Raw genomic sequence first — 26,838 nt, forward strand, 5'->3', positions numbered from 1 at the left:
CCCGTCAGTGCGGGTGGCGTTCCTTGCGAAGCCGGGCCGTGTAGTCGTCCGGCGGGAGGAAGTTGGACCAGCGCTCGGGGAACTCGGACGGCATGCCGGCGTCCTCGTCGTCCTCCGACTCGCCCTCCGCGAGGGCACGCCAGGCCGCCGCGCGGGCGATCAGCTGGGCCGCCTCGGCCTCCCGGGCACGCTCGTTCGCCTCGCGCGCCGCCGCGGTGGCCACCGAAGGCCAGACACGGTCGATCGCGGCGTTCACGGCGGCGCCGACCAGGACCGCGAAGGCGGAGATGCCGATCCACAGCAGCACGGCCACCGGCGCGGCCAGCGAGCCGTAGATGGTCGGGCCCTCGACCGTGTTGGTGAGGTAGATGCGCAGCAGGAACGAGCCGAGCACCCACATGGCCAGGGCCACCAGCGCCCCCGGTACGTCCTCGATCCACGGCGAACGCACCGGCACCGACACGTGGTACAAGGTCGTGAGGAAGGCGATGGACAGCAGGGTGACCGTCGGCCAGTACAGCACCGCGATGACCTCGGTGCCCCAGGGCACCAGGCGGATCACCGCGTCCGGCCCCACCACCATCAGCGGCAGTACGACCGCCCCGATCAGCAGCGCGATGACGTACAGGAGGAAGGCCAGCAGCCGGGTCTTGACGATGCCCCGGTGCCCGTCGAGGCCGTACATGACGGTGATGGTGTCGATGAAGACGTTGACCGCGCGCGACCCGGACCACAGGGCGAAGGCGAAGCCGAGCGAGATGATGTCGGGCCGGCCCCGGCTGGTGACGTCGTCGAGCAGGGGTCTGGCGATGTCGTTGACGCCCCGGTCGGACAGGACCGTGCCGACCGCGTTGAGGATGTTCTCCTCGATGCTGGCCACGGTCCTGGTGTCGGTCCAGTCGTCCACGTAGCCGAGCAGGCCGAGCAGGCCGAGGAAGAGCGGCGGCAGCGACAGCAGCGTGAAGAAGGCCGCCTCGGCGGCGAGCCCGAGGATGCGGTACTCGATGCACGAATTGACGGTGTCCTTCAGCAGCAGCCAGGCCATCTTGCGCTTCGAGACGTTGCGGTAGAGCGCGCGGGCCCGGTGGAGCCGCCCAGGGAGCCGCTCGGGTGTTTCATCTGCTGGCTGCACGTACTTACCGTATCGGCATGGCAGCCACCACCCACACAGTCAGCAACCAGGCCCCGCCCCTCGTGGGACATGACGTCTACGGCGGCGACCGGGCCCTCACCGAGGCCGTGGAGCGGCACCTCGCCCCCGGACTGCTGGAGGAAGCACGGCAGGAGCTCGGCGTTCTCGGGCTCGCCGCCGGTTCGGCGCAGGCCCAGGAGTGGGCCGCGCAGGCGAACGAGAACCCGCCGAAGCTGCGGACGCACGACCGATTCGGAAACAGGATCGACGAGGTGGAGTTCCACCCGGCCTGGCACCGGCTCCTCGGGAAGGCGGTGTCGTCGGGTCTGACCGACGCCTGGGGGCGGCCCGGCGGCCACGTGCGGAGGGCCGCCGGGTTCTTCGTCTGGTCGCAGGCCGAGGCCGGGCACGGCTGCCCGGTGTCGATGACCCACGCGGCGGTCCCGGCGCTGCGGACCGACCCCGAGCTGGCGGCCGAGTGGGAGCCCCGGCTGACCTCGCACGCGTACGAGGAGGGGCTGCGCCCGGCGGCGGAGAAGGCCGGCGTGCTCTTCGGCATGGGGATGACCGAGAAGCAGGGCGGCAGCGACGTCCGGGCCAACACGACGGCCGCACGGCCGCTGGGCGGCTCCGGCTCCGGCGAGTACGCGCTGACCGGGCACAAGTGGTTCTGCTCGGCCCCGATGTCGGACGGGTTCCTCGTGCTGGCGCAGGCACCGGGCGGGCTGAGCTGCTTCCTGGTACCGCGGGTGCTGGCGGACGGCACCCGGAACGCGTTCGCGATCCAGCGCCTGAAGGACAAGCTGGGCAACCGGTCGAACGCGTCGAGCGAGGTGGAGTTCGACGGGACCTGGGCCCGGCTGGTCGGCGAGGAGGGGCGGGGGGTGCGGACCATCATCGAGATGGTCGCGGCGACCCGACTGGACTGCGTGAACGGCTCGGCGGCGCTGGTCCGGCAGGCGCTCACCCAGGCGGTGCACCACGCCGAGCACCGGTCGGCGTTCGGGGCCCGGCTGGTCGAGCAGCCGCTGATGCGGAACGTGCTGGCCGACCTGGCGCTGGAGTCGGAGGCGGCGACGGTGCTGACCATGCGCCTGGCGGCCGCGTACGACGCCGTCCAGGACCACGGTGACGAACAGGAGCGGGCGTTCCTGCGCCTGGCGGTGCCCGCCGCGAAGTACTGGGTGACCAAGCGCTGTACGCCCGCCGTCGCCGAGGCCCTGGAGTGCCTCGGCGGAAACGGATACGTCGAGGAGTCGGGGCTGCCGCGGCTGCTGCGGGAGTCCCCGCTCAACTCCATCTGGGAGGGGTCGGGGAACGTGCAGGCCCTGGACGTGCTGCGGGCCCTGCAGCGGGAGCCGCAGGCGCTGAACGCGTTCCTGACCGAGGTGGGTCTGGCGCGCGGCGCGGACCACCGGCTGGACGCGGCGGTCAAGGACCTGCTGACGGAGCTGGCCGACCTGGAGGGCGTACAGGCGCGGGCCCGCCGCCTGGTGGAGCGGATGGCCCTGGTGCTCCAGGGGTCGCTACTGGTGCGGTGGGCCCCGCCGGCGGTCGCGGACGCCTTCTGCGCGTCCCGGCTGGGCGGTGACTGGGGGGCGGCCTTCGGGACGCTGCCGCACGGGCTCGACCTGCGTGCGGTGGTGGAACGGGCACGGATCGCGGGCTAGGGGGTCCCCAACCCCGCCGAGCCCGGATCCGGGCCCGTTTCGGGAGCCAGGGGTGGCGCCGCGCCGACTCGGCGCCATCCCTGGCTCCTTCGAAAGCCCCCGAGGAGGAGCTGCCCGCCGCCATGGCGGCGGTGCGCACAGTTTCGGTCGGCCGATCGGCTCTTGGCCACAGTTGCATACCGTTGCAACCTGTAGGTCCTGCACTTCCCGGAACCGGCCGGGGCTGCGCCGGCGGCGAGGCGGCGCGGCCGGGGAACCGGACGGCTCCGGCGGTACGTCAGTCAGACGGGGAGGCTCGGTGGCCAACACCGCAGTTGATTTGGCGCGGCTCTCGGCCATGGACACGCGTGAGGCCGCGCGTCTGCTCAAGGGCGTACGGGCGGCGGCGCTGGCCGGGGACCGGCCGCCGGCCGCGCCGCGACCGGAGATCGCCGAGTCGTGGCGGCGGATGCTGGCGGGCGGGGTGCACCCGGACCGGGACGCCCGCTCGCGGATGCTGTCCTGTGCGGAGACGGAGCAGCGGCGGCAGGGGTCGCCGCTGCGGGAGCTGCTGCCGGTGCTGCGCGAGGGGCTGCTGCCGGCGCTGGACGGGGCCCTGCACATCATGGTCGTCGCCGACGCGGACGGCCGGCTGCTGTGGCGGGAGGGGGCGTCGTCGATCCTGCGGAAGGCGGACCGGCTGGGGTTCGAGGTGGGCGCCGACTGGGGCGAGGGCGTGGTCGGCACCAACGGGGTCGGTACGGCGCTGGTGACCCGGCGGCCGGTGCAGGTGTTCTCGGCGGAGCACTTCGTCTCCTCGCACCACGACTGGACCTGCGCGGGCGCGCCCGTGCACGACCCGCGCGACGGGCGGCTGCTGGGCGTGGTGGACGTCAGCGGGCCGCTGGCCACCATGCACCCGGCGACGCTGGCCTGGGTGAACGCGGTGGCCAAGCTCGCCGAGCGGGAGCTGCGGGTGCGGCACCTGGAGTCGCTGGAGCGGCTGCGGGCGGTGGCCGCGCCGCTGCTGGCGCGGCTGCCGGGGCGGGCGCTGGCGGTGGATCCGCACGGCTGGGTGGCGGCGGTCACCGGGCTGGTGCCGGCCGACCGGATCCCGCTGCCGAAGTCGTTCGGGCCGGGGCGGACGTGGATCGCGCAGCTGGGCGACTGCGTGGCGGAGCCGCTGCCCGGCGGCTGGCTGCTGCGGATCGAGGAGGCCCGTACGGGGGCGGCGGCGAGCCGGGTGGTGCTGGACCTGAGCCGCTCGCGGAGCTGGTCGGCGACGGTGTACGGGGCGGCCGGCAGCTGGTCCACGGAGCTCAGCCCGCGCCACGCGGAGCTGCTGTTCCTGCTGGCGGAGAGTCCACGGGGGCGGTCCGCGGCGGAGCTGGCGGAGGAGCTGTTCGGGGATCCGACCCGGACGGTGACGGTGCGGGCGGAGATGTCGCGGGTGCGGCGGACGCTGGCGGGTGTGCTGGCGCACCGGCCGTACCGGTTCACGGAGGACGTGGAGGTCGAGCTGATCCGGCCGGCCGACCCGCGGGAGCTGCTGCCGCACTCCACCGCGCCGGCGGTGGTGCGGGCCCGCGTGGGGGGCGGGGCGCCGGGCATGGTTCCCTGAACGCATGAGCGAGCCCACGACGCCCCCCGGCCCGGCCGCGCCGCCTGTGCCGGTGCCCGTGCCCGTGCCTGTGCCGACGCAGCCGGCCACCTTCACGCTGACCACCTGGTCCCTGGAGATGACCTCGCCCGAGGACCTGGTCCCGGCGGCGGCGCCGCCGGGCGACGAGGTCGTGATCATGCGGGCGGAGGTGCCGTCACCGGAGTTCAGCCGGTTCTTGTACGCGTCGGTGGGCGGCGACATCCACTGGACGGACCGGCTGGGGCTGACCCGCGCGGAGTGGGTGGCGCAGCTGGAGCGGCCCGGGGTGGAGACGTGGGTGGCGTACGACCGGGGCACGCCGGCGGGGTACGTGGAGTTCGACCCGCAGCCGGACGGGGTCGTGGAGATCGTCTACTTCGGGCTCCTGCCGGACTTCCGGGGCCGGCGGATCGGAGGGTGGCTGCTCACGGAGGGTGTCCGGCGGGCCTGGGACCTGGCGTCCCGGTGGCCGGACCGGGAGCCGACGCGGCGGGTGTGGCTGCACACGTGCAGCCAGGACGGGCCGACGGCGATGGCGAACTACGAGCGGCGGGGCTTCAAGCTCTTCGACACCACGACGGAACAGAAGCCCCTGACCCCCACGCCCGGCCCCTGGCCCGGCGCCTGACCCGCCCCGCCCGCCCGTGTGGGCAGTCGTCCCGCAGGGCGGGTGGGGGTACCCCCGGGCGGAGTCCGGGGGAGAGTGGGCACACCGGGACGCCCCCGGGCAGCGGCAGCGCCCCGGCGCCCCTGACGGGGCCGCCCCCGCGCGGTGCGGGCGGCGCGCGCCCCCGGCCGGGGCCGGCGGCGGCGTGACGCGGGACACAGGTGTCCGGGATTCGGGACGGATCGGTCCGGATCGTGGACACTAGTGGACTCCTCCAAGACACCCGTGCCACGCTTCCCCCCATGAATGGACCTGGAATTGCCTTGGTGAGTCGGCGGCACGTCGACCTCGGCCGCATGTCCAGCGCCATCTGTCCGGCGAGCTGACGGAACCAGCACCGCCGCACATTCGCTCGCCGTCCCCGCCGTAGCGGACGCGTCGAACCCCAGAAGCCGAATCGGTCCTGCCCACAGGCAACGGGCCCGTTCAGCCACACCTGCGCCCGTTTCCGCAGGTCACCCGCCCTTGCCTTGAGCCGCCGAAGAAGGACGTACCGCCATGGCCGCCACCCCCGAAAAGCCCGCAGCCGCGCCCGCTGCCGCGCGCCGCAAGACCGGCCGTCACCGCGGCGAGGGTCAGTGGGCCGTTGGTCACCACACCCCCCTCAACGGCAACGAGCAGTTCAAGAAGGACGACGACGGTCTCAATGTGCGGACACGCATTGAGACGATCTACTCGAAGACCGGCTTCGACTCCATCGACCCCAACGACCTCCGCGGCCGCATGCGCTGGTGGGGCCTGTACACCCAGCGCAAGCCCGGGATCGACGGCGGCAAGACCGCGATCCTGGAGCCGGAGGAGCTGGACGACAAGTACTTCATGCTGCGCGTCCGCATCGACGGCGGCCGGCTGACCACCGAGCAGCTCCGCGTCATCGGCGAGATCTCCGAGGAGTTCGCCCGCGGCACCGCCGACATCACCGACCGGCAGAACGTGCAGTACCACTGGATCCGGATCGAGGACGTCCCGGAGATCTGGCGCCGCCTGGAGGCCGTCGGCCTGTCCACCACCGAGGCCTGCGGCGACACCCCGCGCGTCATCCTCGGCTCCCCCGTCGCCGGCATCGCCGAGGACGAGATCATCGACGGCACCCCGGCGATCGACGAGATCTACCGCCGGATCGTCGGCAACAAGGACTTCTCGAACCTGCCCCGCAAGTTCAAGTCCGCCGTCTCCGGCTCGCCGCTGCTCGACGTGGCGCACGAGATCAACGACATCGCCTTCGTCGGCGTGGAGCACCCCGAGCACGGCCCCGGCTTCGACGTCTGGGTCGGCGGCGGCCTCTCCACCAACCCCAAGCTGGGCGTCCGCCTGGGCACCTGGGTCTCCCTCGACGAGGTGCCGGACGTCTACGAGGGCGTCATCTCGATCTTCCGCGACTACGGCTACCGCCGCCTGCGCACCCGCGCCCGCCTGAAGTTCCTCGTCGCCGACTGGGGCGCGGAGAAGTTCCGCCAGGTCCTGGAGGACGAGTACCTGAAGCGGAAGCTGACCGACGGCCCCGCCCCGCAGGAGCCCACCGGCCAGTGGCGCGACCACATGGGCGTGCACCGGCAGCGGGACGGCCGCTTCTACATCGGCTTCGCGCCCCGCGTGGGCCGCGTCGACGGCGCCACCCTCACCAAGATCGCCGAGCTGGCCGAACAGCACGGCTCCGGCCGGCTCCGCACCACCGCCGACCAGAAGATGATCCTGCTGGACGTCGAGGAGGCGCAGCTCGACTCCGCGGTCACCGCCCTGGAGGCGCTCGACCTGCGCGTCGATCCCTCGCCTTTCCGGCGCGGCACCATGGCCTGCACCGGCATCGAGTTCTGCAAGCTGGCCATCGTCGAGACCAAGCACCGCGGGCAGACCCTCATCGAGGAGCTGGAGCGCCGGCTGCCGGACTTCGACCAGCCCCTCACCATCAACATCAACGGCTGCCCGAACGCCTGCGCCCGTATCCAGGTGGCGGACATCGGTCTCAAGGGCCAGCTGGTCCTCGACGACGACGGCAACCAGGTGGAGGGCTACCAGGTGCACCTGGGCGGCGCCCTGGGCCTGGAGGCCGGCTTCGGCCGCAAGGTCCGTGGCCTGAAGGTCACCAAGGACGGACTGCCCGACTACGTCGAGCGCGTCGTCAAGCGCTTCGAGGCCGAGCGTGAGGACGGCGAGCGTTTCGCCGCCTGGGTCGGCCGCGCCAGTGACGAGGCCCTGTCGTGAGCGAGCGCGCCGCCCCGTTCTACTGCCCGTACTGCGGCGACGAGGACCTGTTCCCCAACGAGCAGGGCCACGGCGCCTGGGAGTGCAGGTCCTGCAACCGGGCCTTCCAGCTGAAGTACCTCGGGCTGCTGGCCCGCGGACTCCGGGCGGACTCCACGGGAGGGGAAGTCATATGACGACGCATCAGGACACGCGCGACCTCAAGGCCCTGGCCGAGCGAGCGGGCCGCGACCTGGAGGACGCCTCCGCCCCGGAGATCCTCACCTGGGCGGCCGAGACCTTCGGCAGGTCGTTCTGCGTGACCTCCTCCATGGAGGACGCGGTCGTCGCCCACCTGGCCTCCCGCGTCTTCCCCGGCGTGGACGTGGTCTTCCTCGACACGGGCTACCACTTCGAGGAGACCATCGGCACCCGCGACGCGGTCGAGGCCGTGATGGACGTCAACGTCATCACCCTCACCCCCCGCCTGACGGTCGCCGAGCAGGACGCCGAGTACGGGCCGAAGCTGCACGACCGCGACCCGGACCTGTGCTGCGCGCTGCGCAAGGTCAGGCCGCTGGAGGAGGGTCTGACCGCGTACGACGCGTGGGCGACCGGCCTGCGCCGCGACGAGTCCCCGACCCGGGCGAACACCCCGGTCGTCGGCTGGGACGAGAAGCGGCGGAAGGTGAAGGTCTCCCCCATCGCCCGGTGGACGCAGGACGACGTGGACGCGTACGTCGCCGAGCACGGCGTGCTCACCAACCCGCTGCTGACGGACGGCTACGCCTCCGTCGGCTGTGCCCCCTGCACCCGCCGCGTCGCGGAGGGCGAGGACGCGCGGGCCGGCCGCTGGGCCGGCCGGGCCAAGACCGAGTGCGGACTGCACGGCTGATGACCAACACCACGGAACCGAACGGGAAAGAGAACGGGATGAGCGTGACCGGCCAGGGAGCCACCGTGTGGCTGACCGGTCTGCCCAGCGCGGGCAAGACCACCATCGCCTACGCGCTGGCCGACCGGCTGCGCGGCGAGGGCCACCGGGTGGAGGTCCTCGACGGCGACGAGATCCGCGAGTTCCTCTCCGCCGGACTGGGCTTCACCCGCGAGGACCGCCACACCAACGTGCAGCGGATCGGCTTCGTCGCCGAACTGCTCGCCAGCAACGGCGTCAAGGCGCTCGTGCCGGTCATCGCGCCGTTCGCCGACAGCCGTGAGGCGGTCGCGAAGCGGCACTCCGCCGCCGGCACCACCTACCTGGAAGTGCACGTGGCCACCCCGGTCGAGGTGTGCTCCGAGCGCGATGTGAAGGGCCTGTACGCCAAGCAGGCCGCGGGCGAGATCTCCGGGCTGACCGGGGTCGACGACCCGTACGAGGCCCCGGAGTCCCCGGACCTCCGTATCGAGTCGCACACCCAGTCCGTGCAGGAGTCGGCCGACTCCCTGCACGCGCTGCTCACCGAGAGGGGTCTGGCATGACCACGGCCGCACACCTGCACACCGAAGCCGACGCGGACGCCCCGTACGCGCTGTCGCACCTGGACTCCCTGGAGTCCGAGGCGGTGCACATCTTCCGGGAGGTGGCGGGCGAGTTCGAGAAGCCGGTGATCCTGTTCTCCGGCGGCAAGGACTCCATCGTCATGCTGCACCTGGCGCTGAAGGCGTTCGCCCCCGCGCCGGTGCCGTTCTCGCTGCTGCACGTGGACACCGGGCACAACTTCCCCGAGGTCATCGAGTACCGCGACCGCACGGTCGCCCGGCACGGCCTGCGCCTGCACGTGGCCTCCGTCCAGGAGTACATCGACGCCGGCAAGCTGCGCGAGCGCCCGGACGGCACCCGCAACCCGCTGCAGACCGTCCCGCTGACCGAGGCCATCCAGCAGCACCGCTTCGACGCCGTCTTCGGCGGCGGCCGCCGCGACGAGGAGAAGGCCCGCGCCAAGGAGCGGGTGTTCTCGCTGCGCGACGAGTTCTCCCAGTGGGACCCGCGCCGCCAGCGCCCGGAGCTGTGGCAGCTCTACAACGGCCGGCACGCGCCCGGCGAGCACGTCCGCGTGTTCCCGCTGTCCAACTGGACCGAGCTGGACGTCTGGCAGTACATCGCCCGCGAGGGCATCGAGCTGCCGGAGATCTACTTCGCGCACGAGCGCGAGGTGTTCGCCCGCAACGGCATGTGGCTGACGGCCGGCGAGTGGGGCGGCCCGAAGGAGCACGAGACCGTCGAGACGCGGCTCATCCGCTACCGCACGGTCGGCGACATGTCCTGCACCGGTGCGGTGGACTCCGACGCGACCACGCTCGACGCCGTGATCGCCGAGATCGCCGTGTCCCGTCTCACCGAGCGGGGCGCGACCCGCGCCGACGACAAGCTGTCCGAGGCCGCGATGGAAGACCGCAAGCGCGAAGGGTACTTCTAGACATGACCAGCACCGCCACCGAGCAGCTCAGCACCACCACGCTGCTGCGCTTCGCGACCGCCGGCTCCGTCGACGACGGCAAGTCCACCCTGGTGGGCCGCCTGCTGCACGACTCCAAGTCGGTCCTGGAGGACCAGCTGGAGGCCGTGGAGCGCGTGTCCGCCGACCGCGGTCAGGACGCCCCTGACCTGGCCCTCCTCACCGACGGCCTGCGGGCCGAGCGGGAGCAGGGCATCACCATCGACGTGGCCTACCGCTACTTCGCGACGGCCCGCCGCCGGTTCATCCTGGCCGACACCCCCGGGCACGTGCAGTACACCCGGAACATGGTCACCGGCGCCTCCACCGCCGAGCTGGCCGTGGTCCTGGTCGACGCCCGCAACGGCGTGGTCGAGCAGACCCGGCGGCACGCGGCCGTGGCCGCGCTGCTGCGGGTCCCGCACGTGGTCCTCGCCGTCAACAAGATGGACCTCGTCGGGTACGAGGAGTCCGTCTTCGCGGCGATCGCCGAGGAGTTCACCACGTACGCCTCCGAGCTGGGCGTCCCCGAGATCACCGCGATCCCGATCTCGGCGCTGGCCGGCGACAACGTCGTGGAGCCCTCCGCCAACATGGACTGGTACGGCGGCCCGACGGTGCTGGAGCACCTGGAGACCGTCCCGGTCAGCCACGACCTGACGGCCTGCCCGGCCCGCTTCCCGGTGCAGTACGTGATCCGGCCGCAGACCGCCGAGCACCCCGACTACCGCGGCTACGCGGGTCAGATCGCCTCCGGCGTGCTGCGTGTCGGCGAGGCCGTGACCGTGCTGCCGTCGGGAAGGGCCTCGGTGATCGAGGGCATCGACGCGCTGGGCGAGTCGGTGGACATCGCCTGGGCACCGCAGTCGGTGACCCTGCGCCTGGCCGACGACATCGACATCTCGCGCGGCGACCTGATCGCGCCGGCCGCGAGCGCGCCGGCCACCACCCAGGACGTCGAGGCGACGGTCTGCCACGTGGCCGACCAGCCGCTGACGGTGGGTGCCCGGGTGCTGCTGAAGCACACCACGCGCACGGTCAAGGCGATCGTCAAGGACATCCCGTCCAAGCTCACCCTGGACGACCTGTCCCAGCACCCCAGCCCGGGGCGGCTGGTGGCCAACGACATCGGCCGGGTGGTCGTCCGCACCGCCGAGCCGCTGGCGCTCGACGCGTACGCCGACTCGCGGCGCACCGGTTCGTTCCTGCTGATCGACCCGGCGGACGGGACCACCCTGGCGGCCGGGATGGCGGGCGAGTCGTTCGCGTCGAAGGCCGGCACCGCAGAGGTGCAGGACGACGAGGGCTGGGCCTTCTGACGTGACGGCCGACGTGTACTCCACCTTCGCGAAGGAGGGCGGCCGTGTGGGAGGGGGCGTCCTCGGCAGCGGTCGGGGCGGGGTGGCGCGATGTGCGTGGTGTGCGTGGTGTGCGCGATGAGCGGACGGCCGCCGGTATCCCGCCCGCGCGCCGTCACTCCCGCCCCCTGCCAGTCGTTCCCGCCCCCGCTCCACAGATGAAGACGCGCCCGACGAGTTGACGGCGCGTCATGAGAGGAAGCTCTCCCGTGCCCGTCACCCGTAACGCCAGGAAGAACCCGCTGCGCGGCCTCGCCGTCGCCGCTGCCCTGCCGTTCCTGCTCGGCGTCCTCGCCTCGTGCGGTTACGGCTCGCAGGCGAAGGTGGACGAGCGCTCCCACGTCGCCGCGACCGGCAGGAAGCTGTCCGTGGACACCGTCCGCATCGGCTACTTCCCGAACCTGACGCACGCCACGGCGCTGGTCGGCCTCCAGGAGGGGCTGATCGCGAAGGAGCTGGGCGGCACGAAGATCAGGCCGCAGGCGTTCAACGCCGGTCCGTCGGAGATCGAGGCCCTCAACGGCGGCTCGCTCGACATCGGCTTCATCGGCCCGTCGCCGGCGATCAACGCGTACGTGAAGTCCAAGGGCAAGAACCTGCGGATCATCTCCGGCTCCGCTTCGGGCGGGGTGAAGCTGGTGGTGAACCCGGACAGGATCAAGACCCTGGACGACGTCAGGGGCAAGCGGATCGCGACCCCCCAGAAGGGCAACACGCAGGACGTCGCCTTCCTGAACTGGATCGCGGAGAAGGGCTGGCAGGTCGACCCGGAGTCCGGCAAGGGCGACGTGTCCGTGGTCCGCACGGACAACAAGATCGTGCCGGACGCCTTCGCGTCGGGCTCGGTGGACGGTGCGTGGGTGCCGGAGCCGACGGCGTCGAAGCTGGTCACGGAGGGCGCGAAGGTCCTGCTCGACGAGACCGACCTGTGGCCCGGCAAGAAGTTCGTGATCACGAACGTGATCGTGTCGCAGAAGTTCCTCGAGGAGCACCCGGACGTCGTCGAGGCCGTCCTCAGGGGCACGGTCAAGACCAACGAGTGGATCAACGCCAACCCGGACGAGGCCAAGGCGTCCGCGAACGCGGCGCTGAAGGCGGAGACCGGCAAGGGGCTGTCGGCTTCGGTCATCGATCCGGCCTGGCCGAGCATCGCGCTCACCGACGATCCGCTCGCCACCACGCTGAAGGCCCAGGCCGAGCACGCGGTCGCGGCCGAACTGATCGAGCAGCCGGATCTGACCGGCATCTACGACCTGACGCTGCTGAACAAGGTCCTCAAGGCCGCGGGCAAGCCGGAGGTCGGCGACGCCGGCCTCGGCGCCCGGTAGAGCCCCCGTAACGAACCCGAACCCAGGAGGTGACGACCATGGCCACCACACTCGCCAAGGCTGCCGAGGACACCGCGACGGCGGCGACGCACGCCGCCCGCATCGAGCACGTCTCGAAGTCCTTCACCGGCCCGGCCGGCACACAACTCGTCCTGGACGACATCAGCCTCGATGTCGCACCCGGAGAGTTCGTCACCATCCTGGGGGCCTCCGGCTGCGGCAAGTCGACCCTGCTCAATCTGGTCGCGGGCCTCGACCGGCCGACCCAGGGGTCCATCAAGACCTCCGGCCGCCCCGCCCTGATGTTCCAGGAACACGCCCTCTTCCCCTGGCTCACCGCCGGCAAGAACATCGAGCTGGCCCTGCGGCTGCGCGGGGTGGAAAAGTCCGAGCGCAAGGCGGAGGCGGAGCGCCTCCTGGAGCTGGTCCGGCTCGGCGGCGCGTACGGCAAGCGGGTCCACGAACTGTCCGGCGGCATGCGGCAACGCGTGGCACTGGCCCGGGCGCTGGCCCAGGACAGCCGGCTGCTGCTGATGGACGAGCCGTTCGCCGCCCTCGACGCCATCACCCGCGACGTGCTGCACGGCGAACTGACCCGCATCTGGGAAGAGACGGGGCTGTCGGTCCTCTTCGTCACCCACAACGTCCGCGAAGCCGTGCGCCTAGCCCAACGCGTCGTGCTGCTCTCCTCCCGCCCCGGCCGGGTGGCCAAGGAATGGACCGTCGGCATCCCCCAGCCGCGCCGCATCGAGAACGCCGACGTCGCCGAACTGTCCCTCGAGATCACTGAACACCTGCGTGGGGAGATCCGCCGCCATGGCAAGCACTGACACGAAGGCGAAGACGGACGACCTCGCGGGTCTGGAGGCCGGGCTCGACGCGCTCGACGCCGTCGAGATCCGCCGTACCCCCCTCCGCGAGACCCTCGTCAAGAAGGTCCTCCCGCCGGCCGTCGCCGTCACCCTCGTCCTCGCCCTCTGGCAGACCCTCGTCACCACCGGCACCGTCGACGAAGCCAAACTCCCCGCGCCCTCCGCGGTCTGGGACAGCCTCGCCCAGATGTGGCTGCAGGGCACCCTGTTCGAAGTCATCTGGACCTCCGTCTCCCGCGGCCTCCTCGGCTTCCTCCTCGCCCTGGCCATCGGCACCCCGCTGGGCCTGCTGGTGGCCCGGGTGAAGTTCGTGCGGGCCGCGATCGGCCCCATCCTCTCCGGCCTGCAGTCCCTGCCCTCCGTCGCCTGGGTCCCCCCGGCCGTCCTCTGGTTCGGCCTCAACGACGCCATGATGTTCACCGTCATCCTCCTCGGCGCCGTACCCTCCATCGCCAACGGACTCGTCTCCGGCGTCGACCAGGTCCCACCCCTCTTCCTCCGCGCCGGACGCACCCTCGGCGCCACCGGCCTCCGCGGCATCCGGCACATCGTCATGCCCGCCGCCCTCCCCGGCTACGTCGCCGGCCTCAAGCAGGGCTGGGCCTTCTCCTGGCGCTCCCTCATGGCCGCCGAGATCATCGCCTCCTCCCCCGACCTCGGCCTCGGCCTCGGCCAACTCCTCGAAAACGGCCGCAACAACATCGACCTCCCCGGCGTCTTCCTCGCCATCGCCCTCATCCTCGTCGTCGGCATCGCCATCGACCTCCTCGTCTTCAGCCCACTGGAACGCCGGATGCTCCGCAACCGCGGCCTGCTGGTGAAGGCCTGACATGCGTACGCTGCTCGTCATCGCCCACGGCAGCCGCGACCCGCGGCACGCCGCGACCGTGCACGCCCTGACCCGGCGGGTGCGGGCGCTGCGGCCGGAGCTGCGGGTGGAGACGGCGTACCTGGACTTCAACGCGCCGTCGGTGCCCCAGGTGCTGTCCTCGCTCCACGCCGACGGCGTGCGGGAGGTCGTGGCCCTGCCCCTCCTCCTCACCCGCGCGTTCCACGCGAAGGCCGACATCCCGGCGGTGCTGGCCGAGGCCGGCGCCCGGTTGCCGGGCCTGTCGGTGCGGGTGACGGAGGTCCTCGGCCCGTCCCCGCTCCTGCTCGCCGCCCTGGAGCGGCGGCTGCGGGAGGCCGGGCTGCGCCCGTCCGACCGCTCCTCCACCGGCGTGGTGCTCGCGTCCGCCGGTTCCTCCGACCCGGAGGCGATCGCAGTGATCGCTGAAATCGCGCGGGAGTGGCGGCACACCGGTTGGTGCGCCGTGCGGCCTGCGTTCGCCTCCGCCGCCTTGCCGGACGTCGCCTCGGCGGTCCGCGCCCTCCGCGCGGAGGGCGTCCGCCGGATCGTCGTCGCGCCGTACGTCATCGCCCCGGGGCGGCTGCCGGACCGTATCGCGGCGGGTGCCGCGGAGGCCGGCGCGGACGTCCTCGCGGACGTCCTGGGACCGGCCCCGGAGCTGGCCCGCCTCCTCCTCGCCCGCCATGACGAGGCCCTCGCGCCCCGCCTCGCCGCCGCGCTGTCCGCCTGACGGCCGGTCCGGGAACCCGGCGCGCCGGCCGTGGGGTCGGGTCAGCGGGTCAGCGCGGATCCGCTAGGCGCGGGAGGTCGCCTCGTCGGCGAGGGCGGTGAGGTCCTCGATGGACATCGCGCCCGGCGGGAGGGACTCGCGGGCGAAGATGTTCGCCGCGTGCCGGAGCACTTCGTTGACCGGGGTCGGCACTCCGTGCGTCCGGCCCAGCAGGCAGATCTCACCGTTCAGGTAGTCCGCCTCGATGGAGCCCGTGCCGCGTGCCAGGCTCTGCCAGGACGATCCGCCCCGGACGCCCGCCGGCTGGTCGACCTTGCCGTCCCGGGCCGCGGACTGCTCCGTCTCCGAGGCGTACGCGATGCCGGCGGCGGCGTAGGCGGCCCTGGCCTCGCGGATGGCGCGGAGCAGCAGGGCCGCCTTCGCGGGCCCGGGTTCCGGGCCGGTGGTCGCCTGGATGGCGTTGCCCAGGTTGCCGAGCAGCTTCGCGTACTTCCAGCGCATCACGTCCGGGACCACGGGGGCCTCGAACCCGGACTTCGCCAGGTCCGCGGCGACCGCCTCGGCCCGCGCGTCCGTGCCCCCGGCGGCGAGGCCGACGTGCAGGATGCCGGTCAGCGGCGCGCACAGTGCGGACACCACGCCCGGCTCCAGGTACGTCGACGGCAGCCAGACGCACACCCCGTACACCTTCGCGAAGCGGCGCAGCGCCAGCCGTTCGGCCTCGACGCCGTTCTGCAGGCAGAAGACCGGCAGCCGCTGCGCGGCCGTGCCGCCGCCGGCGACCTCCGCCGCGCCCCAGGCGTCGAGGGCGGCGATCGCGTCCTGCGTCTTGACGCCGAGCACGAGGACGTCGTCGGGGCGCAGCTCGCCGGGTTCGGCGGGGTCGGTGACGACCGGCAGGCGGTGGGTGCGGGTGCCGTCGGAGGTGGTGAGCCGGAGGCCGTCGGCCCGCAGGGCGGCGGCGTGGGCGCCCCTTGCGGCCAGGACGACGTCGTGGCCGGTCTCCGCGAGCCGGCCGCCGATGGTGGCGCCGACCGCGCCGGCGCCGATGATGAGGTAACGCATGGCCCGAGCCTGACACACTCCGTGGCCGGCACCGTCCGCGGGGCGGCGTGGCGGAGCCCGGGAGCTACCGCGCTCCCGGGCTCCTGTGTGCCACCCATTTGCGCACGCCGGCGGCGTTGAAGAGCGCGGATCATTCTGAGATCGACGTGTTCTGCCTTTGAACTACCGCGCCATGGGAGAGGCGCAGAGGGGACTTGAACCCCCATCCGTCGATGGTCGTCCACGCTCGGTCGGTCCGGCGTTCGGCGGCGAATGCTGAGACTGGAGCGAGAATCTGAGATTGGCGGGGCACGGTTCCGTGCCCCTCGTCAGCTTCAACAGTCAGTTTCAGCTTTTTGCGCGCTCGTCGCGCGCACCCTCCGCTCCAGGAGGGCGTTCTCGGGGCTCCCGTCCTATCGGAACAGGTAGCCGAACACGGCGTCGCCGACGCGCTGGTCGGTGACTTCCGCGGCGTTGGCCTCCTCGCGGGCGAACTTGACGGCCTGCTGGAGGCGTTCGACCCGGTCGACGAGTTCGTTGACCCGCCGGGCGGGCAGGGCGCCGGAGAACTTCACCGTGGTCCAGTACCCCACCGGCACGTCCTCGTAGTACACCTCCACCTGGGCCGGGTGCTTGTCCGTGGCCTCCGCCTTCACGTGGTTGCGCGGGACCTTCTTGGTGCGGATCGTGCGCACCGGGTCGGTCTTCCAGCAGTCGGTGGAGGGGTCGGGGCTCCATGCCTCGGCGGCGTCCAGTACCGGCAGCTTCCGTACGAAGGCGTGCAGGTCGGTGAGCTGCTTCTCCAGGAAGAGCAGGTAGGGCACGGGCACCTGGGCGAGGAGGACGGTGCCGTCGACGACGACGTCCGCGGCCGCGGTGCGGTTGGCCCAGTCCTTGGTGGCCGTCACGTCGAACAGCCGCGTGAGCGTCCCGGCCATGTCCCGGAGCACGTCCTCGGCCTTCACCTGGACCCGGGTGGACTCGGGCGGCAGCTGCTCGCCCTCCTCGTCCTTGGGCTGGTACGTCCGGGCGATCCCGGCGAGCAGGGCGGGCTTCTGGACGTCGTGGTGGGCCTGCGAGAGCTCCTGGAGGGACTTGGACTTGACGCCCTTCTCCACTGCGATGATCTGATTCAGCTTCGGCACACGGAGAAGCTAACAACCGGCCGCCGCCCGCACATCCGAATTAACCGGCGGTGAGTTCCACGAGTTTGACGACGGTGTTCCAGTTGCGGGTGGTCGCGTCGATCCCCTTGGTGACGGCCGGGCGGGCCAGGGCTTCGGCGAGCTTGGAGCGGCCGAGGCCTTCGGGTGCGTAGAGGTAGAGGACCTTGTCGCCGACGCGGAACTCCTCGGGGAGGAAGGCGTCCCGGTCGATGTGGGCGAAGCGGTCCCCGGCCGGCTGCTCGGACAGGAAGGTGGCGTGCAGCTGCTTGCCCTGGAGCTCGGCGGCCGGGAAGGGGCAGGCGTCGGCGACCGCGCGGAGGTAGTCGCCGTCGGCCACGAGGCAGGCCACCCGGAAGCCGAAGCGGGTCTCGATGGCCCGCTCCAGCTCCCGGGCCAGGGCGGCCGGGTCCCGTTCCGCCGTCTCGAAGACGGCGTTGCCGCTCTGGAGGTAGGTCCGTACGCCGGAGTGGCCGAGCTCCTCCAGTACGGTCCGCAGGTCGGCCATGGGCACCTTCCTGGACCCGCCGACGTTGATCCCGCGCAGCAGCGCGGCGTACTTCTTCGTCCTGGTCGTCATGCCCGAACCCTAGGCGCGGGCTGGGACAGTTCGGCCTCGATGAGGTCGGCGGCCCGCTTCGTGCCCCCCTCGGCGGCCATCTGCCGCCGGATCGCGGTGGCGCGGGCGGCGACCGCGGGGTCGGACACCAGCGCGAGGACGGCTTCGCGGAGCGTGTCCGCGGTGGCCTCCTCCATCGGCAGGTGCCGGGCCACGCCCAGGGAGGCGAGCATGTCGGCGTTGCCGAACTGGTCGACGGCCTGGGGCACGGCCACCATCGGGGTGCCGGTGGCGAGGCCCTCCTGGCTGCCGCCGGCGCCGGCGTGGGTGATGAACGCGTCGGCCTGGCGGAGGATGTCCAGCTGCGGGACCCAGCGGTGCACCTCGGCGTTGGCGGGGACCTCGCCGAGCTCGGCCTCGTCGGTGAACTTGCCGATCTGCAGGACGAGGTGCCAGTCGGGGAGACCGGCGAAGGCGTCCAGGCAGGCGCGGTAGAAGGCGGGCTGCTTGGTGAAGGCGGAGCCGAGCGAGACCAGGACCACCTTCTTGCCCTCGGCTGCGGCGGGGCGCTGCCAGTGGCCCTGTTCGGCGCGTTCGCCCTGGCAGGCGCCGACGAAGGTGTGGACGGAGCGGTCGACGCGGTCGGCGTTGGGCTGGAGCGCCTCGGGGATGAGGACGACGCTGCGGCGGGGGCGGGCGAAGCGGTCGGGGTCGGTGTCGAGTCCGTTCTCGTCCAGCCAGGCCTGGAAGCGGGCGAAGTAGGCCTTGCCCCGCTCGGTGCCCTTCAGCTCGGCGAACATCGGCTCGGCGACCTCCGTCTCGTACCCCTCCCAGGCGACCAGGTTGGGTGAGAGCGAGACGGCGGGGACGCCCCAGCGGTGGGCGAGGACGGGTGCCGGGTAGGCGGTGATGTCGTGGATGACCAGGTCGGGGCGGTCGTCCTCGAAGGCGGCGGCGAGCTGCGGGAGGGCCTGGACGGCGTCGTGGAGGAAGGGCTCGATGTTGTCGATGAGTTCGGTGCCCCACGCCTCGGGGTCGTCGTCGGTGGGCAGGGTGGACGTGTAGACGACGGGGGTGGCGCCGGCCTGGGCGACCTTCTCGGCGAAGGAGGCGGGGACGGCGTAGCTGACGCGGTGTCCGCGGGCGACGAGCTCCCGGATCACCTCGATGCTGGGATTCACGTGGCCGTGGGCGGCGATGGAGAACATGGCGATGTGGGAGGGCTTGGCTGAGGTCATGCACCGACCCTAAACGAGACGAGACGTCTCGTGCAACCACGATTCCCGAACGGACCGGCGAGGCGCGAACGCTCCGCGGGACACCAGGACCGGCTACGCGCCTCCCCCTCCGCCCCCGGCGACCGTCCCGGCTACCGTTTCGGCGACCGTCTCCGCGACCGTCTCGGCGAAGGCCCGGGCCGGCGGGGTCAGCGCCTCCCAGCGCCGTACGGCCCACCCGACCGGCAGCGGGGGCAGCGCCGGGACCGGGACCAGCCGCAGCGAGCCGCCCCCCGCCGCCGCCAGCCCCGGCAGCCCCGGCGACAGCCCGGACAGCCCCGGGACGGCCGGTACGACGGCGTGGCCGAGACCGAGCTCGGCCAGCAGCAGCGCGGTGTCCCAGTCGGCGACGCTGGTGTCCGACCCGGCCCGGACCCCGAGGTCCGCGAGGGCGGCGTCCAGATGGGCGCCGGAGACGGAGTTCGGCGGCAGCCCGACGAGCCGGACGTCCGCGAGGTCCGCGGCGTCGATGCGGTTCCGTGCGGCGAGCGGGTCGCCGGCGGGCACCGCCAGCACCCACGGCAGCTCCACCACCGGCCGTTGCTCGAAGCCCGGCACCGGCCGCCCGAGGGTGATCCAGGCCAGGTCCACGCCGCCCGCCCGGAGGGCCTCGAAACAGCCGCGGCCCGAGGTCTCGGTGCGGAACTCCAGACTCACGCCCGGGTGGCGCCCCCGGAACACGGCGATGGCCTCGGCCATGAAGTGGCGCACCGTCGTACCGCCAGTGGTGACGCGCACCGATCCGCCCTCGCCGGCCGCGAGTTCGCCGAGCCGGCGCAGCGCGCCGTCGATACCGGCGAGGCCGTCGGCGGCCGCCTCGTACAGCACGCGCCCCGCCTCGGTGGGCACCACCCCGCGCGGCCGGCGTTCGAGCAGGTCCACGCCGGTCTCCCGCTCCAGCCGCCGCACGTGCTGGCTGACGGCGGACTGCGTACGGTCCAGCTCCCGGGCCACGGCGCTGAGGCTTCCCGCCCGGCACACGGCTACGAACACGCGGAGGTCGTCCAGGGTCATGAACCCCAAGCTAGGGCTTGGGGGTTGGCAAGGAAACCGAAGGATTGACCGGGGACCGGGGCGGCGGGAGGATCGTGACAGGGCCCACGGCGGCAACCCGTTCGGCGCCCGCCGCCCGGATCCGGACCGGGCGCGGGCACACCGGACGGGTGCCGACCACCTCCTCCTGCCCGCCCCACCGGAAGGACGGGACCGGCACCCATGTCTGCCTCCGACGACGACGCGGCGGCTGCGGCTGCGGCCGAAGCAGCGATGTCCGCGGCGCTCGACCGGGCGGTCGCCCTGCTGCGCCGCTCCGGCGCGGAGTCCCTGCCCCACCCCGGCGGAACCCTCCTGGCGCACCTGGAGCGCGTACGGAGCCGGCTCGCGCGCTGGGAGGCCCGGCCCGCACTGCAACTCGCCGGGCTGTGCCACGCGTTCTACGGCACGGACGGCTTCCCGGCGGCGCTGCTGCCGCCGGAGCGCCGCCCCCGGCTGGCCGCGACGATCGGGGCCGAGGCCGAGGCCCTGGTGTACCTCTACGCGTCGTGCGACCGCCGGGCCACGTACCCGGCGCTCGACCGGGCCGACGGGCCGTTCACCGACCGGTTCACGGGCCGTCGCCACGTGCCGGGGGCGCAGGCTCGCCGTGACTTCGCCGAACTGACCGCGGCCAACGAACTCGACCTCGCCGACACGGACCCCACGTTCCGCGCCCGGTACGGCCCCGGCCTGTCCGCCCTGTTCACCCGCCTGCGGCCGCTGCTCTCCCCCGCCGCCCGGGAGGACTGCCGCACCCTGCCGGCCGGGCGGACCTGACCGGGCCCCGCGGGCGGGGCGGTGCGAGACTGGGGCGCGCACCGGACGACGGGCGACGGCGCGACCGGACGGACCGGACGACCGCACGCGCATGACGACCGCACGCACCGGACGACCGGACGGGCCGGACGACCGGACGACCGGGCACGACAAGCGCACCAACATCAGGCACAGGGATCGGGCGGCACGGAGCATGGACGAGGCGCGGGCCAGGGCGGTGATGGAGGCGGCGGGCCTCGGCACGGTGACCGGGGCGGGGCTGCTCGCACTCGGCGAGAACGCGGTGTTCGCCGTCGACGACCTGGTGGTGAAGGTCGGCCGGTCCGCGGAGCTCCTGCCCCGCGCGGAACGCGAGCTGCGGATCGCCGGGTGGCTCGCGGAGGCCGGCGTTCCGGCGGTCCGCCCGGCGGAGGCGGTGCCGCGGCAGGCCCTGGGGCACCCCGTCACCGTGTGGCACCGGCTGCCGGACGCGGTCCGGCCGGCCGGGCCGGCGGACCTCGCCGCTCTGCTGCGTGCCGTGCACGAGCTGCCGGCCCCGCCGTTCGAGCTGCCGGCCCGGGACCTGCTGGGCGGGGTGGAACGCTGGCTGCGGCTGGCCGGGGACGCGGTGGACCCGGCCGACGCGGCGTACCTGCGGGCCCGCCGCGACGCGTACGCCGCCGAGGCCGCGGCGCTGGTCCCGTACCTGCCGCCGGGGCCGATCCACGGCGACGCGCTGCCGCGCAACGTGCACGTGGGCCCGGACGGCCCGGTCCTGGTGGACCTGGAGACCTTCTCGGCCGACCTGCGGGAACACGACCTGGTGGTGATGGCCCTGTCCCGGGACCGGTACGGGCCGCCGGAGCGGGCGCACGAGGCGTACGACGCGTTCGTGACGGCGTACGGTTCGGACGTCCGCGACTGGGCCGGCTGCGCGGTCCTGCGCGGCGCCCGCGAGACCGCGAGCTGCGCCTGGGTGGCCCAGCACGCCCCGGGCAACCCGGCGGCCCGCGCGGAGTTCGCGCGCCGGGTCGCGTCGCTGCGCGAGGGCGCGACCGAGGTCCGCTGGCACCCGTTCTGAGCGGTGGCGGAAATCCGGTGGGGGTCGGGGCGGACGGCGCCTACCCTCGGGCGGATGGAGATGCTGTTCCACAAGCTGCCTGGCGACCGGCACGAGATCCTGGTCCGCGGCCGCAAGGGCCCGGACGTCCGGCTGCCCGCGCAGCCCACCGGCCCCACCATGCCGCACGACCTCGTGCACGCGGTCGTCGAGACCGCGCTCGGCATCGAGGACGGGTTCTGGGGCGCGGTGGAGCGGGGCGCGACGTTCCAGGGCTTCGAACTCGTCGAACCGGGCCGCCACCGCCGCTCCGGGCTGAAGGTGCTGCGGCGCGGCGGCGACGCGGTGCTGGCCGCCGAGCTGTCGGTGAACTGGGCGTACCGGGTGTGGCGGGGGCTGTCCACGGAGGGCCGGGGCGTGGGGAGCCCGCCCCTCACCCCGGAGCAGGTCGCCCGCACCACGGCGCCGCTGGACGCGGCCGCGGCGCGCTGGTCGGCGCTCCCCGACCACCACGTCCTCACCTGGACCTGGCCCTCACCCCGCTGACGCCCCGCCCGCCCAGAGCGGCGCTTGACCGAGCCCAGCCCGGGCCGGGGCACATGTCGCAGCCCGGCCGCGCCATCCAGCCCGAGCGGCGATTGAGCGGGCCCGGGCGAAGCCCCGGAGCACACGACGGAGCCGGGCCGCACTCCAAGCCCGAGCGGCGATTGAGCGGGCACCGGCGGAGCCGAGCCGCGCAGCCAACGCTCCGCTCGGGCACACAGGGCTCCGCCCCGCACCCCGCTCCTCAAACGCCGGAGGGGCTGGAGTGCCCCGCCCGCACCGGCCCGCAGGGCCACACCCCACCGCGCCCCACCAAGCCCGAGCGGCGATTGAGCGGGCCCGGGCGGAGCCAAGCCGGGCACCCATCGCTCCGCCCGACCACACGGGGCTCCGCCCCGCACCCCGCTCCTCAAACGCCGGAGGGGCTGAATTCCCCGCCCGCACCGGCCCGCAGGGCCAAACCCGGCGAGCCACTCCAGCCCGAGCGGCGCTTGGGCGGGCCCCGGCGGGGCCGAGCCGCGCAGCGGTGGCTGGGGGCCGCGGTCTAGCGCGGGGCGGTGTCGTCCGCCGGGAACGCGGGGCCGTGGCCGGGGACGATGACGTCCGCGGCGGTCAGTACGCGCAGCCGGGAGGACTTCAGCACCGCGTGGTCGGGTGCGACCGGGTCGTCCACCGGGCCGTTCGGTCGCCACCACAGGTCGCCCACGAACGCCACGACCTCCGTCTCCGTGCCGGCCAGCAGCGTGATGTCCTCGCGACTGTGCCCCGGGGTGCGGATCAGCCGCAGTGACGGGGCGAGTTCGTACCCCTCCGCGTCGCGGTCGGTCCACTGGTCGTTCTCGTAGACGGCCTTGTGGTCGTGGACGCGTGCGTGGCCGAAGAGGCCGACGTTCATCGTGTTGTCCGGGTGGTGGTGACTGAGCACGACGTCGGTGATGTCGTCAGGGCCGAGCCCGAGCCGGGCCAGCGGGCCGAGGATCCGGTCGCGGCCGGCGACCATGCCCGGGTCGACTATCACGTGGCGGTCCCCGTCCCGTACGTAGGAGACGGTGGCGGCGACCCCCGGGCCGGTGGAGAGGGTGTAGCCGGTGGTCAGGATCGTGTACTCGGCGCTGCGGCCGGCGGGGGCGTCTGTCATGCCCTGAAGTCTTCCGCGGGCCGCGGTATGCCACGAGTGGCCCTTCTGCCACCGATCGCGGGATTCGTGCCACCGGGTGAAGCCGTGTCAGACTCCCCGCATGCCGCTACCGCCCTTCGTGACCGTCGCCGCGTACGCCCCGCAGGGCGTCGGGATGCTGGCGGCCGGCATCGTGTCCGAGGTGTTCGCCCCACGGGATCAGGGTCTGCCGGCCTTCGACTTCGCCCTCTGCACGGACCGGCCGGGGCGGGTCCGCACCGACGTGGGACTCCCGCTCGTGGCCGAGCACGGCCTGGACCGGCTGGCCGACGCCGACCTGGTCATCGCCCTGCCCTGGGCGGACTTCCGTACGCGGCCGCGGCCCGCCGTGCTCGACGCGCTGACCGCGGCGCACGGGCGCGGGGCGCTGGTCGCGGGGCACTGTGTCGGCGCCTTCGCGCTCGCCGCCGCCGGGCTGCTCGACGGGCGCCGGGCCACCACGCACTGGCGGTTCGCCGCCCTGCTGGCTGACCGCCACCCGGACGTGACGGTGGAGCCCGACGCGCTGTACGTCGACCAGGGCCCCGTCATCACCGGGGCGGGTGCCGCGGCCGGCTTCGACCTCTGCCTGCACCTGTTGCGGCGGGAGCACGGCGCGACGACGGCCAACGCCATCGCCCGCGACCTGGTGCTGCCCTCGCACCGCGACGGCGGACAGGCCCAGTACCTGGCCACACCCGCACCCGAGGACTGCCAGGACGACCGGCTGGCGGACGTGCTCGCCTGGGCCCGCGAGAACCTCCACGAGCCGCTGCCCGTCGCCGAACTGGCCCGGCGGGCCCTGATGAGCCGCCGGTCCTTCGCCCGGCGCTTCGCCGCCGCGACCGGCACCACCCCGCACGCCTGGCTGCTCGGCCTGCGCCTGAACCGCGCCGAGGAACTCCTGGAGACCACCGGACTCCCGGTCGAGGAGGTCGCCCGCCTCACCGGCTTCGGCAGTGCGGCCGTCCTGCGCGCCCAGTTCGTCCGCCGCCGCGGCGTCCCGCCCCGCGCCTACCGCCGCTCCTTCAGCCGTGCCCCGTAGCCGTGCCGGGCGGTGCGCCGCCGTCGCCCCGGACCCGGCTCCTCAAACGCCGGAGGGGCTGGATTTCCCCACCCGGCATCGGCCCGCAGGGCCAAACCCAGGCTGGCCCATTCAGCCCGAGCGGCGCTTGAGCGGGACCGGGCGGAGCCGCCGGGGGCACCGACGAAGCCGGGGCCGAACCATCCAGCCCGAGCGGCGATTGAGCGGGCCCAGCCCGGGCCCCGGGCAGCTGGCGGAGCCGGGCCGCGCATGCAGCCCGGGCGGCGGGTCAGCGGGCGGGGGTCGGGACCGCGGTGCGGAGGGGCCAGGACGGGTCGATGTGGGCGTCCGGGGTGCCCTGGCGGCGGAGGTAGGACTGGAAGTCGCGGGCCCAGTGGGCGTACCAGCGGGTCTGCTCGGCGTGCAGCGCCGACGGGGTGAGCTCCGCCACCCCCCGGTGCCGGGCGGCTATCGCGCGGGCGACCTGCACCGCCGCCAGCGCGTCCGCACCCGCCTCGTGCGCGCCGTCCAGGGTGACCCCGTACACCCCGCAGACGGCCTCCAGCGTGCGCTTGCCGCGCCGGTAGCGGTCGACCGCCCGGTCGATCGTGAGGGGGTCGACCACGGGGCCGGTCTCGGCGCCGCCGAGCCGGTCGGCCAGCGAGGGCAGGCCGTACCGGGCGAGTTCCGCGCTGAGCAGCGTGAGGTCGAAGGCCGCGTTGTACGCGACCACCACGGCCCCCGCCCGCCAGTGCGCGACGAGCGCCGCCGCGACCTCCTCGGCGACCTCCGCCGCCGGCCGGCCCTCCGCCGCCGCCCGCTCCGTGCTGATCCCGTGGATCGCGGCCGCCTGTTCCGGGATGGCCGTGCCCGGGTCGGCCAGCCAGCCGCGCCGGGACCGGACCTCCCCGGCCGCCACCTCGACCAGCGCGGCCGTCACGATCCGCGACTCCGCCGGCTCCGTGCCCGTCGTCTCCAGGTCGAAACCGACCAGTGTTCCCCCGTGCCACTCCCCCATGGCGAGCCTCCCCCGATACCGATCAGTACGGCCTTCAGCCTGCCACGGCCCACTGACAGCGCCGGCACCGGGCGTCAGGACACCGGCCGGGAGTCCTCCCAGACCGACTCGAACTCCTCCCGGTACGTGGGGAAGAGGCCGTGGTCGGTGTCCTTGGACGCGGGCGCCCCGCGCCCCCCGCCGCGGAGCACGAGCACCGGCGCCTCCATGCCGCGGGCCCGCCGCAGGTACGACTGGACGACGGCGATGCCCGAGGACTCGCCCTCCACCAGGTACGCGGTGAACCGCGGCGTCTCGTCGAAGACGTGGATGGCGAAGCCGGACGGGTCGCGCAGCCCGGCCCGGACCCGGCGGACGTGCAGGATGTTCATCTCCACGGACCGGCTGAGCTCGCCCTTCCGCAGCCCCAGCTCCCGCTCGCGACGCTTGACCGCGCTGCTCGCCGGGTTCAGGAACAGCAGCCGCACCCGGCACCCCGCATCCACCAGCCGGACCAGCCTCCGGCCCGAGTAGTTCTGTACGAGGAGGTTCAGGCCTATGCCGATGGCGTCGAGGCGGCGGGCCCCGCCGAACAGGTCCTCGGCCGGCAGCAGCCGCTGGAGCCGGACCCGGTCGGGGTGGACGGAGACCACGTCGGCGTACCGGTCCCCGACCAGGTCCTCGACCGCGTCGATGGGCAGCCGGTCGGCCGAGGGGCCGCCGGCGCCGCCGCCCAGCACCTCCAGCAGCCGCGCCGAGGCCCGCTCCGCCTGCCCCAGCACGGCCTGCGACAGGGCCCGGTTGCGGGAGACCACGTTGCGGGTGACCTCCAGCTCGTCCAGGGCCAGTTCGATGTCGCGCCGGTCGTCGAAGTACGGCTCGAAGCAGGGCCAGTGCTGGACCATCAGCTCCCGTAGCTGGGGCAACGTCAGGAACGACAGCACGTTGTCGTCCGCCGGGTCGAGCAGGTAGCCCTTGCGGCGGCTGACCTCCCGGACCGCGACCGCCCGGTGGACCCACTCCTGCCCGGCCGGGCCGGCCGCGGCGACCACCCAGTCGTCCTCGCCGTGCACCGGTTCGTAGATCGGGCGGAGCACGCCGCCGACGACCGCCCGCAGCCGCTGCTCCACGAGGTTCAGCCAGATGTACGCACGGCCCGCCCGCTGGGCCCGGGTGCGGACCTCGCTCCAGGCGTCCGCGCCCCAGTCCAGTTCGGCCCCGGTGCGGACCGCGCCGCCGGGGTCCTCCGGACCGGCGAGGGACACCGCGCCGGCCGGCAGGCCGCCCGCCGGGGCCGTCCCGCCGCCCCCGTCCGCCGCCGGACCGCCCTCGTGACCGCCGTCACCAGGGGGCAGCTCCAGACCTCCCGAGCTCACCCGT

27 protein-coding genes are annotated in these 26,838 nt (G+C 73.6%); 18 read left to right on the forward strand and 9 right to left on the reverse strand.

Annotated features, from left to right (window positions below; translation table 11 throughout):
- Positions 1-4: 4 nt before the first annotated feature.
- Positions 5-1,132: a YihY/virulence factor BrkB family protein gene (locus ACFY61_RS03385; RefSeq protein ID WP_389466365.1), complete on the reverse strand. Its 1,128-nt coding sequence runs from the start codon at positions 1,130-1,132 to the stop codon at positions 5-7.
- A gap of 17 nt (positions 1,133-1,149) precedes the next feature.
- On the opposite strand from ACFY61_RS03385, the gene ACFY61_RS03390 reads away from it, so the two are divergent.
- The 14 genes from ACFY61_RS03390 (at position 1,150) to ACFY61_RS03455 (ending at position 14,844) form a co-directional block, all read left to right on the forward strand.
- Positions 1,150-2,802, forward strand: a complete 1,653-nt coding sequence (locus ACFY61_RS03390) for an acyl-CoA dehydrogenase family protein (RefSeq protein ID WP_389466367.1) — start codon at positions 1,150-1,152, stop codon at positions 2,800-2,802.
- A 337-nt stretch (positions 2,803-3,139) separates the two neighbouring features.
- On the forward strand, positions 3,140-4,402 hold the full coding sequence (locus ACFY61_RS03395) for a GAF domain-containing protein (protein WP_389466370.1): 1,263 nt from the start codon (positions 3,140-3,142) through the stop codon (positions 4,400-4,402).
- Between the two features lie 118 nt (positions 4,403-4,520).
- Entirely contained in the window at positions 4,521-5,051 is a 531-nt protein-coding gene (locus tag ACFY61_RS03400) for a GNAT family N-acetyltransferase (RefSeq protein WP_389467002.1), read from the forward strand.
- A 281-nt stretch (positions 5,052-5,332) separates the two neighbouring features.
- Complete coding sequence (locus ACFY61_RS03405) at positions 5,333-5,416, forward strand: putative leader peptide (protein WP_389467004.1); 84 nt, start codon at positions 5,333-5,335, stop codon at positions 5,414-5,416.
- Between the two features lie 172 nt (positions 5,417-5,588).
- A complete protein-coding gene (locus tag ACFY61_RS03410; protein WP_389466373.1) occupies positions 5,589-7,292 on the forward strand; it encodes a nitrite/sulfite reductase in 1,704 nt (567 codons plus the stop codon).
- Positions 7,289-7,468, forward strand: coding sequence for a hypothetical protein (locus tag ACFY61_RS03415; protein ID WP_389466376.1), 180 nt, complete (start codon positions 7,289-7,291; stop codon positions 7,466-7,468). The genes ACFY61_RS03410 and ACFY61_RS03415 overlap by 4 nt, the downstream gene beginning before the upstream one ends.
- Positions 7,465-8,166, forward strand: coding sequence for a phosphoadenylyl-sulfate reductase (locus ACFY61_RS03420; RefSeq protein WP_389466379.1), 702 nt, complete (start codon positions 7,465-7,467; stop codon positions 8,164-8,166). The genes ACFY61_RS03415 and ACFY61_RS03420 overlap by 4 nt, the downstream gene beginning before the upstream one ends.
- 38 nt (positions 8,167-8,204) lie before the next feature.
- Positions 8,205-8,750 carry an adenylyl-sulfate kinase gene (cysC, locus tag ACFY61_RS03425; RefSeq protein ID WP_389466382.1) on the forward strand — a complete coding sequence of 182 codons (546 nt, stop codon included), beginning with the start codon at positions 8,205-8,207 and terminating at the stop codon, positions 8,748-8,750.
- Positions 8,747-9,688 carry a sulfate adenylyltransferase subunit CysD gene (gene cysD, locus ACFY61_RS03430; RefSeq protein ID WP_389466385.1) on the forward strand — a complete coding sequence of 314 codons (942 nt, stop codon included), beginning with the start codon at positions 8,747-8,749 and terminating at the stop codon, positions 9,686-9,688. The genes cysC and cysD overlap by 4 nt, the downstream gene beginning before the upstream one ends.
- Before the next feature lie 2 nt (positions 9,689-9,690).
- Positions 9,691-11,025, forward strand: coding sequence for a sulfate adenylyltransferase subunit 1 (locus tag ACFY61_RS03435; protein WP_389466388.1), 1,335 nt, complete (start codon positions 9,691-9,693; stop codon positions 11,023-11,025).
- Between the two features lie 230 nt (positions 11,026-11,255).
- Entirely contained in the window at positions 11,256-12,392 is a 1,137-nt protein-coding gene (locus ACFY61_RS03440; protein WP_389466390.1) for an aliphatic sulfonate ABC transporter substrate-binding protein, read from the forward strand.
- A 38-nt stretch (positions 12,393-12,430) separates the two neighbouring features.
- Positions 12,431-13,222 (forward strand): ABC transporter ATP-binding protein, encoded by a 792-nt coding sequence (locus ACFY61_RS03445; RefSeq protein ID WP_389466393.1) that lies wholly within the window; start codon positions 12,431-12,433, stop codon positions 13,220-13,222.
- Positions 13,209-14,093: an ABC transporter permease gene (locus tag ACFY61_RS03450; protein WP_389466395.1), complete on the forward strand. Its 885-nt coding sequence runs from the start codon at positions 13,209-13,211 to the stop codon at positions 14,091-14,093. The genes ACFY61_RS03445 and ACFY61_RS03450 overlap by 14 nt, the downstream gene beginning before the upstream one ends.
- Before the next feature lies 1 nt (position 14,094).
- Positions 14,095-14,844, forward strand: a complete 750-nt coding sequence (locus tag ACFY61_RS03455) for a sirohydrochlorin chelatase (protein WP_389466397.1) — start codon at positions 14,095-14,097, stop codon at positions 14,842-14,844.
- A gap of 63 nt (positions 14,845-14,907) precedes the next feature.
- On the opposite strand, the gene ACFY61_RS03460 is transcribed toward ACFY61_RS03455, so the two are convergent.
- From ACFY61_RS03460 to ACFY61_RS03480, 5 genes are all read right to left on the reverse strand, one after another.
- Complete coding sequence (locus ACFY61_RS03460; protein WP_389466398.1) at positions 14,908-15,909, reverse strand: ketopantoate reductase family protein; 1,002 nt, start codon at positions 15,907-15,909, stop codon at positions 14,908-14,910.
- A gap of 392 nt (positions 15,910-16,301) precedes the next feature.
- A complete protein-coding gene (locus ACFY61_RS03465; protein WP_389466401.1) occupies positions 16,302-17,033 on the reverse strand; it encodes a hypothetical protein in 732 nt (243 codons plus the stop codon).
- A gap of 40 nt (positions 17,034-17,073) precedes the next feature.
- Complete coding sequence (locus tag ACFY61_RS03470) at positions 17,074-17,631, reverse strand: DUF1697 domain-containing protein (RefSeq protein WP_389466403.1); 558 nt, start codon at positions 17,629-17,631, stop codon at positions 17,074-17,076.
- The gene (mgt, locus tag ACFY61_RS03475) at positions 17,628-18,848 is read right to left on the reverse strand and encodes a macrolide-inactivating glycosyltransferase (protein WP_389466406.1); all 1,221 of its coding nucleotides are present in this window, start codon (positions 18,846-18,848) and stop codon (positions 17,628-17,630) included. Before mgt ends, ACFY61_RS03470 begins: the two co-directional genes overlap by 4 nt.
- 93 nt (positions 18,849-18,941) lie before the next feature.
- A complete protein-coding gene (locus ACFY61_RS03480) occupies positions 18,942-19,901 on the reverse strand; it encodes a LysR family transcriptional regulator (protein WP_389466409.1) in 960 nt (319 codons plus the stop codon).
- 252 nt (positions 19,902-20,153) lie between these two features.
- On the opposite strand from ACFY61_RS03480, the gene ACFY61_RS03485 reads away from it, so the two are divergent.
- From ACFY61_RS03485 to ACFY61_RS03495, 3 genes are all read left to right on the forward strand, one after another.
- The gene (locus ACFY61_RS03485) at positions 20,154-20,699 is read left to right on the forward strand and encodes a DUF6817 domain-containing protein (RefSeq protein WP_389467005.1); all 546 of its coding nucleotides are present in this window, start codon (positions 20,154-20,156) and stop codon (positions 20,697-20,699) included.
- A 193-nt stretch (positions 20,700-20,892) separates the two neighbouring features.
- The gene (locus tag ACFY61_RS03490) at positions 20,893-21,759 is read left to right on the forward strand and encodes a phosphotransferase enzyme family protein (protein ID WP_389467007.1); all 867 of its coding nucleotides are present in this window, start codon (positions 20,893-20,895) and stop codon (positions 21,757-21,759) included.
- A gap of 54 nt (positions 21,760-21,813) precedes the next feature.
- Positions 21,814-22,284 (forward strand): hypothetical protein, encoded by a 471-nt coding sequence (locus ACFY61_RS03495; protein ID WP_389466411.1) that lies wholly within the window; start codon positions 21,814-21,816, stop codon positions 22,282-22,284.
- Between the two features lie 541 nt (positions 22,285-22,825).
- Here ACFY61_RS03495 and ACFY61_RS03500 read toward each other — a convergent pair.
- Positions 22,826-23,419: an MBL fold metallo-hydrolase gene (locus ACFY61_RS03500; protein ID WP_389466414.1), complete on the reverse strand. Its 594-nt coding sequence runs from the start codon at positions 23,417-23,419 to the stop codon at positions 22,826-22,828.
- A 100-nt stretch (positions 23,420-23,519) separates the two neighbouring features.
- Between ACFY61_RS03500 and ACFY61_RS03505 the strand changes: the two genes are divergently transcribed.
- Entirely contained in the window at positions 23,520-24,482 is a 963-nt protein-coding gene (locus tag ACFY61_RS03505) for a GlxA family transcriptional regulator (protein ID WP_389466416.1), read from the forward strand.
- A 268-nt stretch (positions 24,483-24,750) separates the two neighbouring features.
- Here ACFY61_RS03505 and ACFY61_RS03510 read toward each other — a convergent pair whose 3' ends face one another.
- Together ACFY61_RS03510 and ACFY61_RS03515 are read right to left on the reverse strand one after the other, a co-directional pair.
- Positions 24,751-25,479 (reverse strand): 3'-5' exonuclease, encoded by a 729-nt coding sequence (locus ACFY61_RS03510; RefSeq protein ID WP_389466419.1) that lies wholly within the window; start codon positions 25,477-25,479, stop codon positions 24,751-24,753.
- 74 nt (positions 25,480-25,553) lie between these two features.
- Positions 25,554-26,834 carry an SAV2148 family HEPN domain-containing protein gene (locus ACFY61_RS03515; RefSeq protein ID WP_389466421.1) on the reverse strand — a complete coding sequence of 427 codons (1,281 nt, stop codon included), beginning with the start codon at positions 26,832-26,834 and terminating at the stop codon, positions 25,554-25,556.
- Positions 26,835-26,838: the final 4 nt, after the last annotated feature.

Origin of the sequence: Streptomyces sp. NPDC012888, from assembly GCF_042900645.1 — a bacterium.
Taxonomy (GTDB): Bacteria; Actinomycetota; Actinomycetes; order Streptomycetales; family Streptomycetaceae; genus Streptomyces.

Excerpts from the sequence above, each read along its gene's own strand:
- ACFY61_RS03390 (WP_389466367.1), top strand. The coding sequence starts at position 1,150 with ATGGCAGCCACCACCCACACAGTCAGCAACCAGGCCCCGCCCCTCGTG.
- ACFY61_RS03395 (WP_389466370.1), top strand. The coding sequence starts at position 3,140 with ATGGACACGCGTGAGGCCGCGCGTCTGCTCAAGGGCGTACGGGCGGCG.
- ACFY61_RS03400 (WP_389467002.1), top strand. The coding sequence starts at position 4,521 with ATGACCTCGCCCGAGGACCTGGTCCCGGCGGCGGCGCCGCCGGGCGAC.
- ACFY61_RS03405 (WP_389467004.1), top strand. The coding sequence starts at position 5,333 with ATGAATGGACCTGGAATTGCCTTGGTGAGTCGGCGGCACGTCGACCTC.
- ACFY61_RS03410 (WP_389466373.1), top strand. The coding sequence starts at position 5,589 with ATGGCCGCCACCCCCGAAAAGCCCGCAGCCGCGCCCGCTGCCGCGCGC.
- ACFY61_RS03420 (WP_389466379.1), top strand. The coding sequence starts at position 7,465 with ATGACGACGCATCAGGACACGCGCGACCTCAAGGCCCTGGCCGAGCGA.
- cysC (WP_389466382.1), top strand. The coding sequence starts at position 8,205 with ATGAGCGTGACCGGCCAGGGAGCCACCGTGTGGCTGACCGGTCTGCCC.
- cysD (WP_389466385.1), top strand. The coding sequence starts at position 8,747 with ATGACCACGGCCGCACACCTGCACACCGAAGCCGACGCGGACGCCCCG.
- ACFY61_RS03435 (WP_389466388.1), top strand. The coding sequence starts at position 9,691 with ATGACCAGCACCGCCACCGAGCAGCTCAGCACCACCACGCTGCTGCGC.
- ACFY61_RS03440 (WP_389466390.1), top strand. The coding sequence starts at position 11,256 with ATGAGAGGAAGCTCTCCCGTGCCCGTCACCCGTAACGCCAGGAAGAAC.
- ACFY61_RS03445 (WP_389466393.1), top strand. The coding sequence starts at position 12,431 with ATGGCCACCACACTCGCCAAGGCTGCCGAGGACACCGCGACGGCGGCG.
- ACFY61_RS03450 (WP_389466395.1), top strand. The coding sequence starts at position 13,209 with ATGGCAAGCACTGACACGAAGGCGAAGACGGACGACCTCGCGGGTCTG.
- ACFY61_RS03455 (WP_389466397.1), top strand. The coding sequence starts at position 14,095 with ATGCGTACGCTGCTCGTCATCGCCCACGGCAGCCGCGACCCGCGGCAC.
- ACFY61_RS03460 (WP_389466398.1), bottom strand. The coding sequence starts at position 15,909 with ATGCGTTACCTCATCATCGGCGCCGGCGCGGTCGGCGCCACCATCGGC.
- ACFY61_RS03470 (WP_389466403.1), bottom strand. The coding sequence starts at position 17,631 with ATGACGACCAGGACGAAGAAGTACGCCGCGCTGCTGCGCGGGATCAAC.
- mgt (WP_389466406.1), bottom strand. The coding sequence starts at position 18,848 with ATGACCTCAGCCAAGCCCTCCCACATCGCCATGTTCTCCATCGCCGCC.
- ACFY61_RS03480 (WP_389466409.1), bottom strand. The coding sequence starts at position 19,901 with ATGACCCTGGACGACCTCCGCGTGTTCGTAGCCGTGTGCCGGGCGGGA.
- ACFY61_RS03485 (WP_389467005.1), top strand. The coding sequence starts at position 20,154 with ATGTCCGCGGCGCTCGACCGGGCGGTCGCCCTGCTGCGCCGCTCCGGC.
- ACFY61_RS03490 (WP_389467007.1), top strand. The coding sequence starts at position 20,893 with ATGGACGAGGCGCGGGCCAGGGCGGTGATGGAGGCGGCGGGCCTCGGC.
- ACFY61_RS03495 (WP_389466411.1), top strand. The coding sequence starts at position 21,814 with ATGGAGATGCTGTTCCACAAGCTGCCTGGCGACCGGCACGAGATCCTG.
- ACFY61_RS03500 (WP_389466414.1), bottom strand. The coding sequence starts at position 23,419 with ATGACAGACGCCCCCGCCGGCCGCAGCGCCGAGTACACGATCCTGACC.
- ACFY61_RS03505 (WP_389466416.1), top strand. The coding sequence starts at position 23,520 with ATGCCGCTACCGCCCTTCGTGACCGTCGCCGCGTACGCCCCGCAGGGC.
- ACFY61_RS03510 (WP_389466419.1), bottom strand. The coding sequence starts at position 25,479 with ATGGGGGAGTGGCACGGGGGAACACTGGTCGGTTTCGACCTGGAGACG.